This window comes from Streptomyces sp. NPDC057617, from assembly GCF_042800555.1.
GTDB lineage: Bacteria > Actinomycetota > Actinomycetes > Streptomycetales > Streptomycetaceae > Streptomyces.
In genome coordinates, this window is sequence record NZ_JBHVGV010000010.1 from 253,496 (window position 1) to 269,621 (window position 16,126).

Here is a 16,126-nt window from a genome sequence, read left to right on the forward strand (position 1 = left end):
AACGCCCGGCCCGGGGCCGGGCGCCCAGGGCGTGGCGGCGTCGGGCCCGGTGGCCCCGGGAGCGGCGGCTGCCGGAGCGGGCGTGGCCGCAGTGGGGGCCGGCCGCTCGCCGCGGGGTGATGAGCCGGTGGCACGGGTTTCCTCCTTCCATGAGATGTGGCGCGAACTCGCGCCGCTCGGGCGGGACTCCGGCAGCGGCGGCTACCGGCGTTACGCCTGGACCGGAGCCGATGCCGACTGCCGGGCATGGTTCCGGGCGCAGGCCGAGAGCCGGGGGCTGGGGTACGAGGCCGACCGGAACGGCAATCAGTGGGCCTGGCTCGGCGATCCGCTCGCCGGGGACGCCGTGGTCACCGGCTCGCATCTCGACTCCGTACCGGACGGCGGCGCCTTCGACGGGCCCCTCGGCGTGGTGTCCTCCTTTGCCGCGCTCGATGAACTGCGCCGCAGGGGAGCGCGGTTCACCAAGCCGGTCGCCATCGCCAACTTCGGCGACGAGGAGGGCGCCCGCTTCGGGCTCGCCTGCGTCGGCTCCCGGCTCACCGCCGGACAGCTCACCACTGACCGGGCCCACGAACTGCGCGACGCCGATGGCGTCCCGCTGCCCCGGGCGATGGAGGCCGCGGGATACGACCCGTCCGCCATCGGGCCCGACCCCGAACGGCTCGCCCGTATCGGCGCGTTCGTCGAGCTGCATGTCGAACAGGGCCGCGCCCTCGATCTCTCCGGCGATCCCCTCGGTATCGCGTCAGCGATCTGGCCGCACGGCCGCTGGCGGTTCGACTTCCACGGCGAGGCCAACCACGCGGGCACCACCCGCCTCGCCGACCGCCGCGACCCGATGCTGACATACGCCGAGACCGTCCTCGCGGCCCGTCGTGAGGCCGAACTCGCCGGAGCCGTCGCCACCTTCGGCAAGGTCTCCGTCGAGCCCAACGGTGTCAACGCCATCCCCTCCCTCGTCCGTGGCTGGCTGGACTCCCGCGCCGCCGACCAGTCCGCGCTGGACACCGTGGTCGCCGGGATCGAGGCCGCCGCCCGTGACCACGCCGAGCGGGCCGGTATCGATCTGCGGGTCGTACGCGAGTCCTTCACCCCCGTCGTCGAATTCGAGCACGCCCTGCGGGACGAACTCGGTCGGATCCTGAGCCGGCGCACCGGCGCCCCCGTCCCCGTCCTCGGCACCGGCGCGGGACATGACGCGGGTATTTTGTCCGGCTCCATCCCCACCGCCATGCTGTTCGTACGGAACCCCACCGGCGTCTCGCACTCCCCGGCCGAGTCCGCGGCCGAGGACGACTGCGTGGCCGGGGTCCTGGCACTCGCCGACGTACTGGAAGGACTCGCGTGCACATGACGCACCCGACACCGGCAGCACGAGCGGCGGCACCCAACACCCCCCGGGCGGCGGCCCGGTCCAGGCCCGCGCGGCCGACTGCGGCACCCGGGCGCACCCGGATCACGGTGCCCGGCGAGATCGCCGAGGCCACCCAGGTCACCGGCAGCGCCCCCGACCCCCGCCCGGCCCAGGACCCGTCCGGCGCGCCCGGTGTCACCTACTGGCTGGAACACGCCTGGCTCGACAGCCATGTCGAACCGGGCGTCGCCGTCCGCGTCAACACCGGGAACGGGCGGATCACCGAGGTACGCACCGGTGTCACCGCCCCGCCTCCCGGCGCGGCCGTACTGCGCGGACTGACCGTCCCCGGTCTGGCCAACGCGCACTCCCACGCCTTTCACCGCGCCCTGCGCTCCACCGTCCAGGTCGGCTCCGGCACCTTCTGGACCTGGCGCGATGTCATGTACGGCTTTGCCGCCCGGCTCACCCCGGACTCGTATCACGCGCTCGCCCGCGCCGTGTACGCCGAGATGGCGCTGGCCGGCATCACGGCCGTCGGTGAGTTCCACTATCTGCATCACGCGCCGGACGGCACGCCCTACGCCGACCCGAACGCGATGGGCGAGGCCCTGATCGCCGCGGCCGCCGAGGCCGGGATCCGGATCACGCTCCTCGACACCGCCTATCTCTCCTCCGCCATCACCGAGCGGGCCGGCGGGGCGCCGCCCGAGCGCCACCAGCTCCGCTTCTCCGACGGCACCGCCGACGCCTGGGCCGAGCGGGCCTCCGCGCTCAAGGACAGCGACCATGCCCTGATCGGCGCGGCCATCCATTCCGTACGCGCGGTCCCCGCGGACCAGCTCGCCACCGTCGCCGCATGGGCCGAGGCGCGCCGGGCCCCGCTCCATGTCCATCTCTCCGAGCAGACCGCGGAGAACGAGGCCTGCCTGGCCGCCCACGGCCGCACCCCCGCCCGGCTCCTCGCCGACCATGGTGTCCTGGGCGCCCGCACCACCGGCGTCCACAACACCCATCTCACCGACGAGGACATCGCCCTGCTGGGCACCACCCGCACCGGCACCTGTATGTGCCCCACGACGGAACGCGATCTGGCCGACGGCACCGGTCCAGCGGGCCGCCTCCAGCGCGCGGGCTCGCCGCTGTCGCTGGGCAGCGACAGCCATGCCGTGATCGACCTCCTCGAAGAGGCCCGCGCCATGGAACTCAACGAGCGGCTGCGCTCCCGCACCCGCGGCCACTGGACCGCGGCGGCCCTCCTGCACGCCGCCACGGCCGGCGGTCACGCGGCGCTCGGGCGCCCGGAGGCGGGCCGGATCGAGACCGGCGCGCTCGCGGATCTCGCGACGATCGCGCTGGACTCGGTCAGAACAGCGGGACCACTGCCCCGGCTCGGAGCGGAGACCGCCGTATTCGCCGCCTCCGCGGCGGATGTACGCCACACCATTGTGGGCGGCCGCCATCTCGTACGCGACGGAGTCCACTCCCTCGTCCCCGACGTGCCCGCGGCCCTCGCCACGGCCATCGGAGCCCTGCGCGGCTGACCCTGCCGATACCGCCCGTACCGCAGAGACCGCCCGCGCCGCCGACACCGTCCGTACGCCCCACAGCGCCCGTGACGCGGCTGCCGAAGCCACGGATCCCGAAGCCGCCGGAGGAGAGAACCCCCGCCATGAGCAGCCCCACCACGGCCGACACCCCGGCCGCGACGACCACCGCCATCACCAACATCGCCACACTGGTCACCAACGACCCCTCCCTCGGTGACGGAACCCCCATCGGTCTGATCCAGGACGCGGCCGTCGTCATCGACGGCGACCGCATCGTCTGGGTCGGTGAATCAAGCAAAGCACCCGCCACTGACAATGCCGTCGACGCGGGCGGCCGGGCCGCCGTCCCCGGCTTCGTGGACTCCCACTCCCATCTCGTCTTCGCGGGCGACCGCACCCAGGAGTTCAACGCCCGGATGTCGGGCCGCGCCTACTCCGCGGGCGGCATCCGCACCACCGTCGCCGCCACCCGCGCCGCCACCGACGCCGAGCTGGACGCCAATGTCGCGCGCTATCTCGGCGAGGCGCTCCGCCAGGGCACCACCACCCTGGAGACCAAGTCCGGTTACGGCCTGACCGTCGAGGACGAGGCCCGCGCCCTCCGTATCGCCCGCGAGCGCACCGAGGAGGTCACCTACCTCGGCGCGCACATCGTCCCGCCCGAGTACGCGGACGACCCCGCCGCGTATGTCGCCCTCGTCACCGGCGAGATGCTCGACGCCTGCGCCCCGTACGCCCGTTGGATCGATGTTTTCTGCGAGGAGGGCGCCTTCGACGGCGACCAGGCCCGCGCGATCCTCACCGCGGGCCTGGCCAGGGGGCTGCACCCCCGTGTCCACGCCAACCAGCTCTCCTACGGCCCCGGCGTACGGCTCGCCGTCGAACTCGACGCCGCCTCAGCCGACCACTGCACCCATCTCACCGACGCCGACATCGACGCCCTCGCCCACAGTGGCACCGTGGCCACCCTGCTCCCCGGCGCGGAGTTCTCCACCCGCGCCGCCTGGCCGGACGCCCGCCGGCTGCTCGACGCGGGCGCGACCGTCGCGCTCTCCACCGACTGCAATCCGGGCTCGTCGTTCACCTCGTCCATGCCGTTCTGTATCGCCCTCGCCGTGCGCGACATGGGCATGACCCCGGACGAGGCGGTCTGGTCGGCCACCGCGGGCGGCGCGGCGGCCCTGCGCCGCCAGGACATCGGCCGTATCACCCCCGGCGCCCGCGCCGATGTCGTCCTCCTCGATGCCCCCAGCCATGTCCATCTCGCCTACCGCCCGGGAGTCCCCCTCGTCTCCTCCGTCTGGCAGCGCGGCATCCGTACTCACTGACCCGCCGGCCCACTTGTCCGCTGACGTCGGCCCCACGACCCCGGGACCGGCCCAGCCGGACCGGTGAATTCAAGTCACCCTTTCAACACGGCTACTTCGTCGATCCTCGGCCGCAGCCGCTGCACCGCGCGCGTCTTCGCGTACGGCTTCAGCCGCCGCCGCATCGTTTCGAAGTGCTCGTCTCCGCGTGCCGAGGACACGTGTTCGTAGTCGTCGAGGAACTGCCACCAGCTTCCGCAGGCCGCCTCAAGATGGCCGAGTTCCAACTGGCGCTGGGCCAGTACGGCGAGGAAGTGCACCCTGCCCTGGCGCTCGTTCTTCTGCTGCGCCTTCAACGACTGCTGGAGCGCCGAGATCGACCCCGGCAGGTCCTTGAACTCGTAGAGGACGTGCGACACATGGAACAGATAAGCGGTCTGGTCGTAACCGCCGATCGACTCGCGCCGGTTGTCCGCCTTGGTCAGCGCGGTCTCGGTCTCGCGCAGCCGCGTGAAGGCCTGGCGCTTGTCGCCGACCATCGAGGCGGCATGGGCCTGCTGCCCCGACAGGAACGCCTGAAGGCGCGGCTCCGCCTTCGGTGAGGCCTCGGCCGCCGAGTCGGCGAGTTCCAGGGCGCGTCTCCCGTACCCCAGATTCGACGCCTGGAGGGACATGCCACGCAGGGTGCGGCAGTACGTGACGTGATCCCCGGCGGCGCCGGCCAGTTCGAGCGCCCTGAGGTAGTACCGCTGCCCCAGCCCGTGCGCGCGCTCGTACATCGCCATCCACCCGGTCAGATAGACGAGATCGGACGCGGCGGCCAGCATGTCGTTCCGTACCCCCTCCGCGGCCTCCGCCTTCAGCCAGGGCATCACCGTGTTCACCAGGAAGGCGGCGGCCATCGGGCGTGCGTGACCGCCCCCGAGTTCATCCAGGATGTCGGCGATACGATCCGTCATTGTCCGTACGGCCTGTACCTGCGGGGCGCCGATGCGGACCGTCCGCTTCCCTGGAGCGGCGGGCGGCGGCGTCGCGGCCTGGGCCAGATCGGGGAAGAGCGGGACGACCACGGCGGCCGAAAACAGACCCGCCGCGATCAGGCCACGTCGCGACGGATCCATGTCCGCCCGCCCCATGTCCACAAGCTCTTCAAGGGTGTTGAGACGGGCCTGGTCGGGGCCCGTCGGCGAGGTGTGAACCGACGTTTCTGCAGAGCCGGTTGAAGCTGTTCGACCCGCGGAATGACCCGCCGACGCCACCGCGAGACCGGCTTCCGAGTGGGTCACCGGCCGGTTGAGCTTACGGGCGAACGCCTCCAGTATCAGAGGCCTGACCTGCTCCTTCGGCATGGTGCCGGCGACCCAGTGAGACACCGCGGACTGGTCGTAACGAAGTTCGAGACCAGCTTCCGCCCCCATGCGGTTGATGATCTGTGCGAATTGTGAACGGGACCACTTCGCCTGCTCAAGCAGGCAGGCCAGCCCGGTATTGGGTGTGCGTGAGTTACTCGCCATGCTCTCAACTCCCCCAGTGCGTTCATGGCTTTCATTCTCAGACCTTCTTCCACGGTACTCGTGAAGGCTGATAACGCGGTTTTCTCTTCGTAGACGCCGATCACACGAAGACGGGGGCCAGGGTGACCACAGTGACAGACCACAGAGCCGGCAGCACAGACGAAAACGCGCACACCGAGGCCATGGCCCACGATGCCATCGCCATAACCGTGGCCTTTGACGCGATCGCCTTCGACGCCGACCGCGCCCTGGCCCCCCACCGTCTGATGCCGCCGCCGGAGGAGATCGCCGATCTCACCGACCGGCTCGTCGCCCATGGAGCGCGGCTCGTGGGCGTTGTCAAGACCGTCCCCGAGGCGGAGCACTCGGTACGGGCCAAGGGCGCGCTCAAGGACTGGTACGACCTGACGGAGAGCGGCCCCGGCGACGGGGCGATGGCCAACTGGGTGCACATGCGCGCCATGGCACGGATGTGCCGCACATTCATGGACTATCTGCGTGAGCGCGAAGGGCGAGGCCGACCATGACTCCCGAAGCGAAGCATCAGACCTGGTTCGTCGTCGCGGTCTGCACGCTCGGGCTGACGATCGCGCTGGCCGTGGGGCTGCGGCTATGACATCCGGGGCCAGGGCTGCCGGTGACTATCTGTGCCGTCTATGACTACCCGAGATGAGTACAGTCGGATGAGTACGTGAGCTGACCACCCGAACCGAACTGGGGGCCGACTGCCCCGGGTTCCTGACGCACGACCCCGGACGCGGCTTGTGATGCGGCCCGGGGCGCGGCCCCCTGCCCGGACGGCGCGGCACTGACCGCGCACGGACAACCGGCTGCCGGGTCTATTCGGTGTGACGCCGTCAAGGGAACCTCCTCCCGAACTCTCGAACGAGTGAACGCGTGCTGAATCGCGCATGGAATGACTCGTGCGAGCCGATCCTATGAGCGATCGGCCTGCTTCGGACAGTAGTTGTTCGGCCTTTGGCGAGTGGTCGCCGGACACTATCCCGGAGCGATTTGGGTCGGTACCGTCCTTTCGGTGGGGTTGGGGACCGGGGGGTCGAAATGAGTGAGGCACGCAGTGCCGCGCGCGGCCGGGCGCGCATCCGCATTACCGCGCCGGGGGAGCTGGACGAGACCGAGATCAAGGCCTGGCGCGCGTTACGGTCCATGTCGGGGTCGCCCGCGAGCCCTTTCATGGAACCGGAGTTCGCCTGCGCCGTCGGCCGCGTACGGCCCATGGCGCGCGTGGCCGTCATACGGCAGAGCGGGGACGGATACGGGGACGGGGGCGCGTACGGGAATGGGTACGGCGGTGGGGACGGGAATGGGTACGACGGTGGGGACGGGCAGGGGTACGGCGAGCCCGTCGGCTTCTTCCCTTACGAGACGGGCCCGTTGGGGCAGGGCAGGGCCATCGGCTCAGGGGTGTCCGATGCGCAAGGGGCCGTGTGCCGTGCCGGTCTGGGGCTGTCCGCGCCCGAACTGCTGAAGGCCTGCTCCCTCTCCGCCTGGGAGTTCGACAATCTGGAAGCGGGCCAGGAACTGTTCGTCCCTTCGGCGGCCGAGGAGTTCGAGTCCCCGGTCATCGATGTCCGCGAGGGGTACGAGGCCTATGCGGCGGGGCTGCGCACGAGATCGCCCAAGTTCTTCAGGACGACGGCCGCGAAGGAGCGCAGACTCGGCCGCCAGACGGGCGAGGTCCGCTTCGTCTTCGACGAGCGCGATCCGGCGGCGCTGCGCACGCTCATGGAGTGGAAGTCCGCGCAGTACCGCAGGACGGGGCGGCGTGACCGGTTCGCCAAGGAGTGGATCAGCACGCTCGTACGGCAGTTGGCCGAAACCCGCACGCCGGGCTGCTCGGGGGTGCTCTCCGTGCTGTACGCGGCGGAGCGGCCGGTCGCCGCGCACTTCGGGCTGCGTTCGCGCACGGTACTGGCCTGCTGGTTCCCGGCGTACGACACGGAGTTCGCCAAGTACTCGCCGGGGCTGATCCTGCATCTGCGGATGGCCGAGGCCGCGGCGGAGGCGGGGATAGGCCTGCTCGATCTGGGGCGCGGGGCCGCCGAGTACAAGGACGCGCTCAAGACGGGCGGGCTGCGGGTGTACGAGGGCTCGGTGGCGCGGCCGGGCGCGCGGGCGGCCCTGCACTGGCTGAGCAGGGAGCCGTCCCGCCGGGCGCACAGCTTTGTACGGAACAGGCCGAGGCTGGCGGGCTATGCGCAGCGGACGCTGAACCGGGTGGGTCGGCTGCGCGCGAAGTGACCGGGGGAGTGACCGGGTTACCGGGTGACCGGGTGGAATGAGGGGGGAGTTGATGACGTACACATCCAGCACGGCGCGGACGGTCGGCGGTGCGCGTCGGGGAGCCGGTGCGCGTCGGGGGGTGCGGCGGGAAGTGGCCGAGCTGCCGCCCATCGCCGTCGCCGAACTCGATCTCGACGGACCGGATGGCGAGGTGCTCTCCCTGAGCCCGGCGCCGGGCGGTCCGCCGCTGGGCGCGGGGGACATCTTCGCGCTCGTACGGTTACGGGGCCGGCCGGCCGCCACCGTCCTCGGGCATGTCGGGACGGGGGAGGACCCGGCCGAGGTGCTCGCGGCGGCTTTCCGCGCCCGGAGGAATCCGCCGGGCGCCCCGCCCACGCTGGAGCCGGTGGCCGAGCCGCCCGTACCCGAAGGGCCAGTGGCCGAGCCGCCCGTGTCTGACGAGTCCGCCGCGCCTCCTCGTACCACCGTCGTTGTCGCGACCCGGGAGCGGGCCGGGCAGCTCGGGCGGGCGGTGGACTCGCTGCTCGCGCAGGACCACCCGGACTTTCGCGTCCTTGTCGTCGACAACGCGCCTGTCACCACCGCCACCCACGATCTCGTCGCCTCGCGCTATGCCGACCGGGTCGATTACGTCCGGGAGCCACGGCCCGGACTGGCCGTGGCGCACAACCGCGGGATCGTCGCCGCCGACGCCGACAGCGCGGTCATCGCCTTCACCGATGACGATGTGATCGCCGACCCGCACTGGCTGACCGCACTCACCGCGCCCTTCGCGGCCGACCCCGGGCTCGGCTGTACGACCGGGCTGATCCTGCCCGCCCGGCTGGCCACCACCGCGCAGATCCTGCTGGAGAGCCATGGCGGCTTCGCCAAGGGCTTCGATCCCCGGCTGTACGACCCGGCCAGGCCGCCCGCGGACGAACCGCTCTTCCCGTTCACCGCTGGCAGTTTCGGCTCCGGCGCCAATATGGCGTTTCGGGCGGAGGCACTGCGGGCAGTGGGCGGCTTCGACCCGGCCACCGGCACCGGCACGCCTGCCAGGGGCGGCGACGACCTCTACGCGTTCGTACGGATCCTGGCCGCCGGGCACCGGCTGCGGTACACCCCGGAGGCGCTCGTCTGGCACCACCACCGCGAGACCTGGCAGGACCTGAGGAACCAGGCGTACGGCTACGGCGCCGGGCTGACCGCCTATCTCACCGCGATCCTGGTCCGCCGCCCGGCCCTGCTGCCCGCGTTGCTCGCGAGGCTGCCGCGCGGCCTCGCCCACGCCCGCGCGATCACGGCCCACCGCCCGGACGGGGCACACGATCCAGGCAGGGCCCAGGGAGGCGAGCCGGCCCCCGGGGCCCATGGCGCGCAGACCCATCCCTGGCCGCGCGGCCTCTCCCGGCTGGAGCGCAGAGGGATGCTGTACGGGCCGCTCGGCTACGCGAAGGCACGCGTACGAGTACGCCGCCAGGCACGCGACCAGGCGTACGAAACGCAGGTGCACGAGACCTACGAGGCGCGCGGGACGTACGACGAGATGAACGGTCAGGCGCGCCCGCCGGGACACACCCGGATACGCAGGGGGCGGCCATGAGCGGCACCACACCCGGCTCCGGCTCCGCCCCCAGCCCCATTCCCGTGCTTCTCTATCACGCCGTGATGGACGACCCGCCCGACTGGATCGCCGAATTCACCGTCACGCCGAGGGACTTCGCCGCCCATCTCGATGCCGTGGCCGCCAGCGGCCGTACGCCCGTCACGATCAGCGCCCTCACCGGCCGGGGCACGGCACGTCAGGGCGGGACGCCCCAACCGCCCCTGCCCGCCCGCCCCGTGGTTCTCACCTTCGACGACGGCTTCGCCGATCTCCCCGGCCCCACCGCCGAGGCGCTTGCCGTCCGCTCCCTGCCCGCCACCGCGTATCTGACCACCGGAGCGATCACGCCGGGCCTGACCAGCCTGCTGCCGCCCGGACCGATGATGACGCTCGCGCAGGCTCCGGCGCTGGAGGGGTACGGCATGGAGGTGGGCGCCCACACCGTCACCCATGCCCAGCTCGACACGCTCCCGCCCGCCGCCCTCCACCGTGAACTGCGCGACGCCAAGGCCGCGTTGGAGGACACCCTCGGCCATGAGGTCGCGCATCTCGCCTATCCGCACGGCTACAGCAGCCGTGCCGTACGGAGGGCCGCCGCGCGCGCCGGATACGTCTCCGCCGTCGCCGTACGCCATGCGCACAGCTCGCAGCGGGACGAGCCGTACCGCATCGCCCGGCTGATCGTGCGCCGTACGCACACCGCGGCGGATGTGGAGTCCTGGATGGCGGGCGGTCCCGCGGCGGGCGAGCGGGCGAGGGTCGCGCCCTTCCCCGAATCGCCGCTCACGCTGGGGTGGCGGCTGTACCGGGGCGCGCGGGCGCGGATACGGGGCCCGGAGTTCGCCGGATAGACCGAAACAAACACGTGAAGAGTTCCTATACTTCGCTTCAGGGACAGCGGCGTGACGGCCGTGACCACATCTGTGGGGGGAGTCGCACTGTGCAGCAGCCCGTGCCCGTACCAGAGCTGCGACCCGCGCCCGAACCGCCGCCATCCGTGCCCGAAACCCCGCGCCGCAGCGGTCCCGGCCGGACCGTCGCCGCCCTGTTCCGTCCTCAACTCCTGTTCTCCTGGCTGCCATTGGCGGTCGCCGCTGCCCTGTGGAGCTGGTCCTTACCCCGTATCGACTTCCACGACATGGGGGACTTCGGCCTACTCGACCGCTTCCCGGTCGCCTACTACGCCGCGCTCGCCGCACTCACCGCCGGTTTCCTGGCCGGCCTGCGCCGGGCCGGGACCGCCCCCTGGTGGCCGCTCGCCCACTGCGTCGCCCTGCTCGTGGCGCTCAAGGCGCCGCCCGCCCTGCTGTACGACTCGGTCCGCTACCCCTGGGCGTCCAAGCACGACGCCGTGATCGACCGGCTGCTGGCCGAGGGCACCGTCCATCCGACCGTCGAACTCTCCGGCGGGATGTCCGCGTACGACCAGTGGCCCGGCTTCTTCTCGCTCAACGCCGCACTGGTCCGCTCGTTCGGGCTGGAGGGCGCGGCGGTCTACACCAACTGGGCGCCCGTCGCGTTCGGTCTGCTGCTGATACCGGTCCTGGTGCTGATCTACCGCACCTTCACCGACGACTGGCGTCTGGTGTGGACCGCGGTCTGGATCTTCCAGCTCGCCAACTGGGTGGGGCAGGACTATCTCTCTCCGCAAGGTTTCGCCTACCTCCTCTTTCTGACCGTGTTCGCCGTGGTCGTACGCCATTTCGTCCGGCCGGGATCGGCGCGGCGGCTGCGGGACCGGTCGTATCTGGACCCGGCCGCGGCCTCCGTACCGCCGCCCACCGGGCTACGGCAGCGGGCGGTCTGTGTGGCGGTCCTCGCGCCGCTCATCGCGGCCGTCAACGCCTCGCACCAGCTCACCCCGGTCATGCTCTGTATGACCCTGACGGCGCTCTGCCTCACCCGCCGCTACCGCAATCTCGGGCTGCTCGCGGTCGCCGGGGTCATCATGCTCGTCTGGGATCTGACGATGGGCCGGGTGCTGTTCCTGGAGACGCTGGGCTCGCTGCGGGAGACGGCGGGCGATCTGCTGAGCAACTCCCGCGCCGGGTTCGCTGGCGAACCGACCGGCCCGGGGCCCGAGCTGGTGGGCGACGCCAACATCCTGATGGTGCTGGTGCTCGGCGGACTGGCCGGTACGGCGGTGGTGCTGCGGCGCGCGCTGACCCGGAGCGCGCTGCCGCTGCTGCTGGCCGCCGCCGCGCCCGTACCGCTGTTCGCGGTCAATGACTACGGCGGCGAAATGCTGTTCCGGGTCTATCTGTTCGGGCTGCCCGGTACGGCGTTTTTCGCGGCGGCGGCGCTCGTCCCGGCCGCGGCGGGAACGGGGAAGGCGCGTCGGCCGGCCCGGAAAACCGGCGCGGTGGCACTGCCGGTGGCGCTGGCCGCGCTGCTGGCGGGCTTCCTGCCCTCGTACTACGGCAAGGAGGCGATGCAGTACGCGCCGCCGGTGGAGACCGCGCTGGTGGAACGGGCGTACGACCGGGCCCCGGAGGGCGCGCTGATCCTGGCCACGACCGGGTCCTTCCCCGGCGCGTACCACCGCTACGACCGGTACGAGCGCTGGTTCTTCACGGAGCAGGAGGTGCCGGAGAACCTGAAGATGCTCAAGGACCCGGCCGGTTATCTGACGGAGGGCCTCCCGGACGACCGCCCGGTCTATGTGATCCTCACCCCGGCCCAGGACCGGGCCACGGCCGGCGAGGGCTATCTGCCGGCGGGCGGCTTCGCCCGGCTGCGCGAATCGCTGAAGGCGTCGCCGCGCTTCCGGGTCGTGGAGGAGAGCGAGCACGGACTCGTACTGGAACATGTCCCCCCGGAGGCCGCCCGATGAGCGACGAGACGGAGGCCGCGGTGCCGGACGAGAAGCGGGGGCAGGGCCGGCGGGAGGCACCGGAGCCGAACCGGGCCCGGAATTCCCCCCGCCGGAAAGCAGCGGAGCCGGGCGAGGCTGTCGCAGTGGGCCTCGACCGGTCGTCGCCACGCGTGCGAACACCGCGATCCGTGCGCCTCCGCGCCCGGTTCTGGCCGCGCGTCGGGCTCGCGCTGTCCGGGTGGGGTGCTCTCGCCGTCACCGGCCTGCCCGGGGGTTCGCCTCTTCGCTGGGTCCCCGTCCTGCTCTTCGTCGCCCTCGGGCCCGGGTTCGCCCTGCTGCTGCCCCGGCCGGCCGGTGCGCGGCCGCGGCCCGGTGCGCGGCTGGAGGTTCTCGCGCTGGCCGCGCCCCTGAGTCTCTCGCTCGCCGCCCTCGTCGCGACCGTCCTCTATGTGCTGGCCTTCTTCTCGGTCGCGCTCTTTCTGGGGGCGCTCGCCGCCTTCTCTACGGTGGCGGCCGCGCTGCCCGCCGTACCGTTGCCCGCGAGCGTCGTACCCGGCCCCCGGAAGGACCCATGACCGGGCGGGGGTTCACCTGCCTCGTGCTCGTACTGGTCACCGTGGGCGCCCTGTTCGCCGGGCTCGCGGTCCGGCTCGGCCGGGAGGCGTCGCCGCCGGGCGGGCGGTGCGCGCCGGACGCCGTGCTGGAACCGCCCTGCGGCGCCTGGTGGGGCGCGTACGTCCCGTACGCCGAGAACGGCTCACTCAAGGACGCCGTCCTGGACTTCGAGCAGAAGATCGGCCGCAGACTCGATCTCGTCTACAACTACCACGACATGTCGAACACCCAGCGGGACGGAGTGCTCCTCACCCCCGACGAGCGGGAGCTGGGCCGGGACCGGATGCTGATGCTGGCCTGGGAGTCCACCGTATGGACCGAGCCGCACCACGAGAACTGGACCGAGACCCAGCTCGGCTGGCGCAATGTCGCGGCCGGGACCTTCGACGAGGAGATCATCGATCCGCAGGCCCGCCGGCTCAAGGCGTACGGGAAGCGGGTCTTCCTCTCCTTCGACCAGGAGACCGACTTCCGCACCCCGGACGCGGGCACGCCCGAGGAGTTCATCGCCGCCTACCGCCATGTCCACGACCGCTTCAGGGAACTGGGCGTGGACAACGTCGTGTGGGTGTGGACGGTCTCCGGCTATCTGGGCAACGCCGAGCTGATGAAGTCGCTGTATCCGGGCGACGACTACGTCGACTGGATCGGCATGGACCAGTACAACTACTTCGCCTGCCACGACTCCGAGAACTGGCTGGACTTCGAGCGCAGCCAGCGGCCGTCGTACGACTGGCTGCGCGCCAATATCTCCGACCGGAAGCCCGTCATGCTCGCCGAGTTCAGTACGGCGCCGGACCCGGGCCGGCCCGACCGGCAGCGCGGCTGGTACGAGGAGATCCCGGAGGTCGCGCCGACGCTGCCCCGGGTGCGGGCGCTGGTGCACTGGAACCGGCCGGTGCCGGGCGAGCACTGCGATCTCACGGTGAACAAGGGCCCGGCGCTGGAGGGTTACCGGGAGGCGGGCCGCGCCCCCTACTTCCGTCAGCCCGTCCCCTCGCGCTGAGCGTACGTACGCCGTCGGCGGCGGACGGCGAGGGCAACCGCCGGCACCGCCACCGCACACAGCCCCGCCGACACCGGCAGCGCCACCGCCGCGAACGGGTGCTGCGCCGCCCAGCCCGCCACCGCGAGCCCCCACGCCACGCCCGTGACGACCCGTCCGTCCGTGCCCAGCGCCCAAAGGGCCAGCGCCGCCAGCCCCAGACAGAGCAGTTGCAGCGCGACGGGCAGGGCACGCAGCACCCCGTCCGGACTCGCCGGCCACGCGGCCCGGGCGAGCAGGTCCTCCATGTGCGTGTGCCAGGGACCGGACAGCCGGTCCGGTGGTACGCCCAGGAGTACGGGCGCGGAGTGCAGCGCGGCGAAGGTGACCAGGGGGCCGAGCGCCAGGAGCGCCGGGCCTGCGCGGTCCAGCGAGATGGCCGCGCATTGGACGACGATCAGGAGCAGGACGGCGGCGAGGGTCAACGGGGGCAGCGCGTCGAGGAACTGGACTCCGGTGAGGCGGTCGCGGCCGAGGTCCTGGGCGCGCGCGAGCGGGGACCAGAACAGCCCGGCCGCGATTCCCAGCAGCAGCCACAGCACACTGACCGCGCGGCTCTCGTCCCGGCCCTGGTCAGCGGTCTGAGGGGGCTGAGGAGCCGGGGCCGCCGCCCTGCGCGCCCACTCGGTCCCGTACTCGTCCCGCTGCTTCCGGCGCCCCGCCCTCCGGCGTTCCGTACGGGCAGCACGGCCCGTACGGTGGTGACCGTCCCGTACCGCCGCTCGCAGCCCCGGCGCTGCCACCAGCGCGACCAGCGTCATGGACAGCAGCATCGCCAGCCCGGCGCCGGAGATCCCCGTGGGTCCCAGCAGGAGCAGCGCGCTGCCCAGGACCAGTACGCACATGGCGCCCTGGAGGGCGGCGAGCATGCCCGTACGCCCCTGGACCCGCAGCACCCCGATGTACAGCTCCACGACGACCCGGGGCAGCGTGGCGGCGGCCAGCAGCCGCAGGACGTCCGTGCCGTGGCGCGCGTAGTCGCCGCCGAAGGGCGCGAGGATCTGCGGCGCGAAGACCACCAGGACCAGCACCACCGGCACGAGCAGCACCGTCATCCGGCGCAGTGCCCCGCGGACGCCCTCGGCGAGCCGGTCCGGGCTGTGCGAGGCGTGCGCGGTGAGCGAGGAGGCCATGTTGATGGCCATGAACTCCATCGTGCCGCCGACGGTGTAGGCGGTGTAGAAGAAGGCGTTGTGGGCGGCGTCGAAGCGGACCGCCACCAGCACCGGCAGCAGATTGATCATCGCCAGACTGAACAGCGCCCCGACCGAGTCGCCCGCCAGGAACCGCGCGATGTCGGACGCCCGCGGCGGCTCCCGGTCGCGGTCGGCCGCCGCCTGCCGGGGGATGAGCCGACGGAAGACCAGCCAGCCCAGCGGTACGACGGACAGGGCGATGGCCGCCGCCCAGGAGACGAAGACCCCGAGGACGGGCAGGGCGGTGGCGAAGACGATGAGCAGCAGCAGCTTGCCGATGGAGAACACGGCGTTGCCGACGGGCACCCAGAACGCCTTGCGCAGCCCGGTCAGGACGCCGTCCTGGAGGGTGAGCAGCGCCCAGGCGACGCAGGAGGCGGTGAAGACCAGGCCCGCGGTGACGCCGTCGAGCGGGGCGTAGGACGGGCCCCACAGATCGAGGGTCAGCAGGAACACCACACAGGCGGCGCACACCACCAGCGAGCTGATGGCGTACGCACGCCACACCAGCGGTCCGGTGGCGCGTCCGGCCCGGGGAACATAGCGGACGACCGCGCCGATCATGGTGGTGGCGGTGATCGAGGCGAGCAGCCGCATGGCGGCGATGGCGGCGGAGCCCTGGCCGACCGCCTCGGGCGTGTAGTAGCGGGCGGCGACCAGCCAGAAGCCGAGGCCGAGTGCGGCGGAGACCCCGGTGGAGAGCATCAGGGCGTAGGCGTTACGGAACATCGAGTCGCCGCCGGAGGCCCCGGAGGCCCCGGAGGCCCCGGTGTCCGCCGGTCGGGCGGGCGGTCCCGAGGAGGATCCGGCAGCCGGTCCTGCGGGCGGGCCGGGGTCGGAGTCGGCGCGCGGTCCGGGGGCAGGCGGTCTGGGG

Annotated in this window: 12 protein-coding genes; 10 read left to right on the top strand and 2 right to left on the bottom strand. The window is 72.2% G+C overall.

Going from position 1 to position 16,126, the window contains the following annotated elements; genetic code table 11:
- Positions 1-82: 82 nt before the first annotated feature.
- The 3 genes from ACFU9P_RS25140 (at position 83) to hutI (ending at position 4,235) form a co-directional block, all read left to right on the top strand.
- On the top strand, positions 83-1,357 hold the full coding sequence (locus tag ACFU9P_RS25140) for an allantoate amidohydrolase (RefSeq protein ID WP_384084816.1): 1,275 nt from the start codon (positions 83-85) through the stop codon (positions 1,355-1,357).
- Positions 1,354-2,901: a formimidoylglutamate deiminase gene (locus ACFU9P_RS25145; protein ID WP_384084656.1), complete on the top strand. Its 1,548-nt coding sequence runs from the start codon at positions 1,354-1,356 to the stop codon at positions 2,899-2,901. Before ACFU9P_RS25140 ends, ACFU9P_RS25145 begins: the two co-directional genes overlap by 4 nt.
- Positions 2,902-3,029: 128 nt before the next feature.
- Positions 3,030-4,235, top strand: a complete 1,206-nt coding sequence (gene hutI, locus ACFU9P_RS25150) for an imidazolonepropionase (protein ID WP_376375894.1) — start codon at positions 3,030-3,032, stop codon at positions 4,233-4,235.
- A gap of 74 nt (positions 4,236-4,309) precedes the next feature.
- Here hutI and ACFU9P_RS25155 read toward each other — a convergent pair whose 3' ends face one another.
- Positions 4,310-5,728, bottom strand: a complete 1,419-nt coding sequence (locus ACFU9P_RS25155; protein ID WP_376375892.1) for a hypothetical protein — start codon at positions 5,726-5,728, stop codon at positions 4,310-4,312.
- A 131-nt stretch (positions 5,729-5,859) separates the two neighbouring features.
- On the opposite strand from ACFU9P_RS25155, the gene ACFU9P_RS25160 reads away from it, so the two are divergent.
- The 7 genes from ACFU9P_RS25160 to ACFU9P_RS25190 all read left to right on the top strand — a co-directional run bounded on the left by ACFU9P_RS25160 (position 5,860) and on the right by ACFU9P_RS25190 (position 14,017).
- Positions 5,860-6,255 (top strand): DUF6415 family natural product biosynthesis protein, encoded by a 396-nt coding sequence (locus ACFU9P_RS25160; RefSeq protein WP_376375889.1) that lies wholly within the window; start codon positions 5,860-5,862, stop codon positions 6,253-6,255.
- A 535-nt stretch (positions 6,256-6,790) separates the two neighbouring features.
- Positions 6,791-7,990, top strand: a complete 1,200-nt coding sequence (locus tag ACFU9P_RS25165; RefSeq protein WP_384084660.1) for a GNAT family N-acetyltransferase — start codon at positions 6,791-6,793, stop codon at positions 7,988-7,990.
- A gap of 142 nt (positions 7,991-8,132) precedes the next feature.
- Entirely contained in the window at positions 8,133-9,578 is a 1,446-nt protein-coding gene (locus ACFU9P_RS25170) for a glycosyltransferase (protein ID WP_384084819.1), read from the top strand.
- Positions 9,575-10,432, top strand: coding sequence for a polysaccharide deacetylase family protein (locus tag ACFU9P_RS25175; RefSeq protein ID WP_384084663.1), 858 nt, complete (start codon positions 9,575-9,577; stop codon positions 10,430-10,432). Before ACFU9P_RS25170 ends, ACFU9P_RS25175 begins: the two co-directional genes overlap by 4 nt.
- An 89-nt stretch (positions 10,433-10,521) precedes the next feature.
- Complete coding sequence (locus ACFU9P_RS25180) at positions 10,522-12,414, top strand: hypothetical protein (protein ID WP_384084666.1); 1,893 nt, start codon at positions 10,522-10,524, stop codon at positions 12,412-12,414.
- Between the two features lie 170 nt (positions 12,415-12,584).
- Positions 12,585-12,971 (top strand): hypothetical protein, encoded by a 387-nt coding sequence (locus ACFU9P_RS25185; protein ID WP_384084669.1) that lies wholly within the window; start codon positions 12,585-12,587, stop codon positions 12,969-12,971.
- The gene (locus ACFU9P_RS25190) at positions 12,968-14,017 is read left to right on the top strand and encodes a glycoside hydrolase family 26 protein (RefSeq protein ID WP_384084671.1); all 1,050 of its coding nucleotides are present in this window, start codon (positions 12,968-12,970) and stop codon (positions 14,015-14,017) included. The genes ACFU9P_RS25185 and ACFU9P_RS25190 overlap by 4 nt, the downstream gene beginning before the upstream one ends.
- On the opposite strand, the gene ACFU9P_RS25195 is transcribed toward ACFU9P_RS25190, so the two are convergent.
- A complete protein-coding gene (locus tag ACFU9P_RS25195; protein ID WP_384084822.1) occupies positions 13,996-15,981 on the bottom strand; it encodes a lipopolysaccharide biosynthesis protein in 1,986 nt (661 codons plus the stop codon). The two genes, ACFU9P_RS25190 and ACFU9P_RS25195, sit on opposite strands and share 22 nt — an antisense overlap.
- Positions 15,982-16,126: the final 145 nt, after the last annotated feature.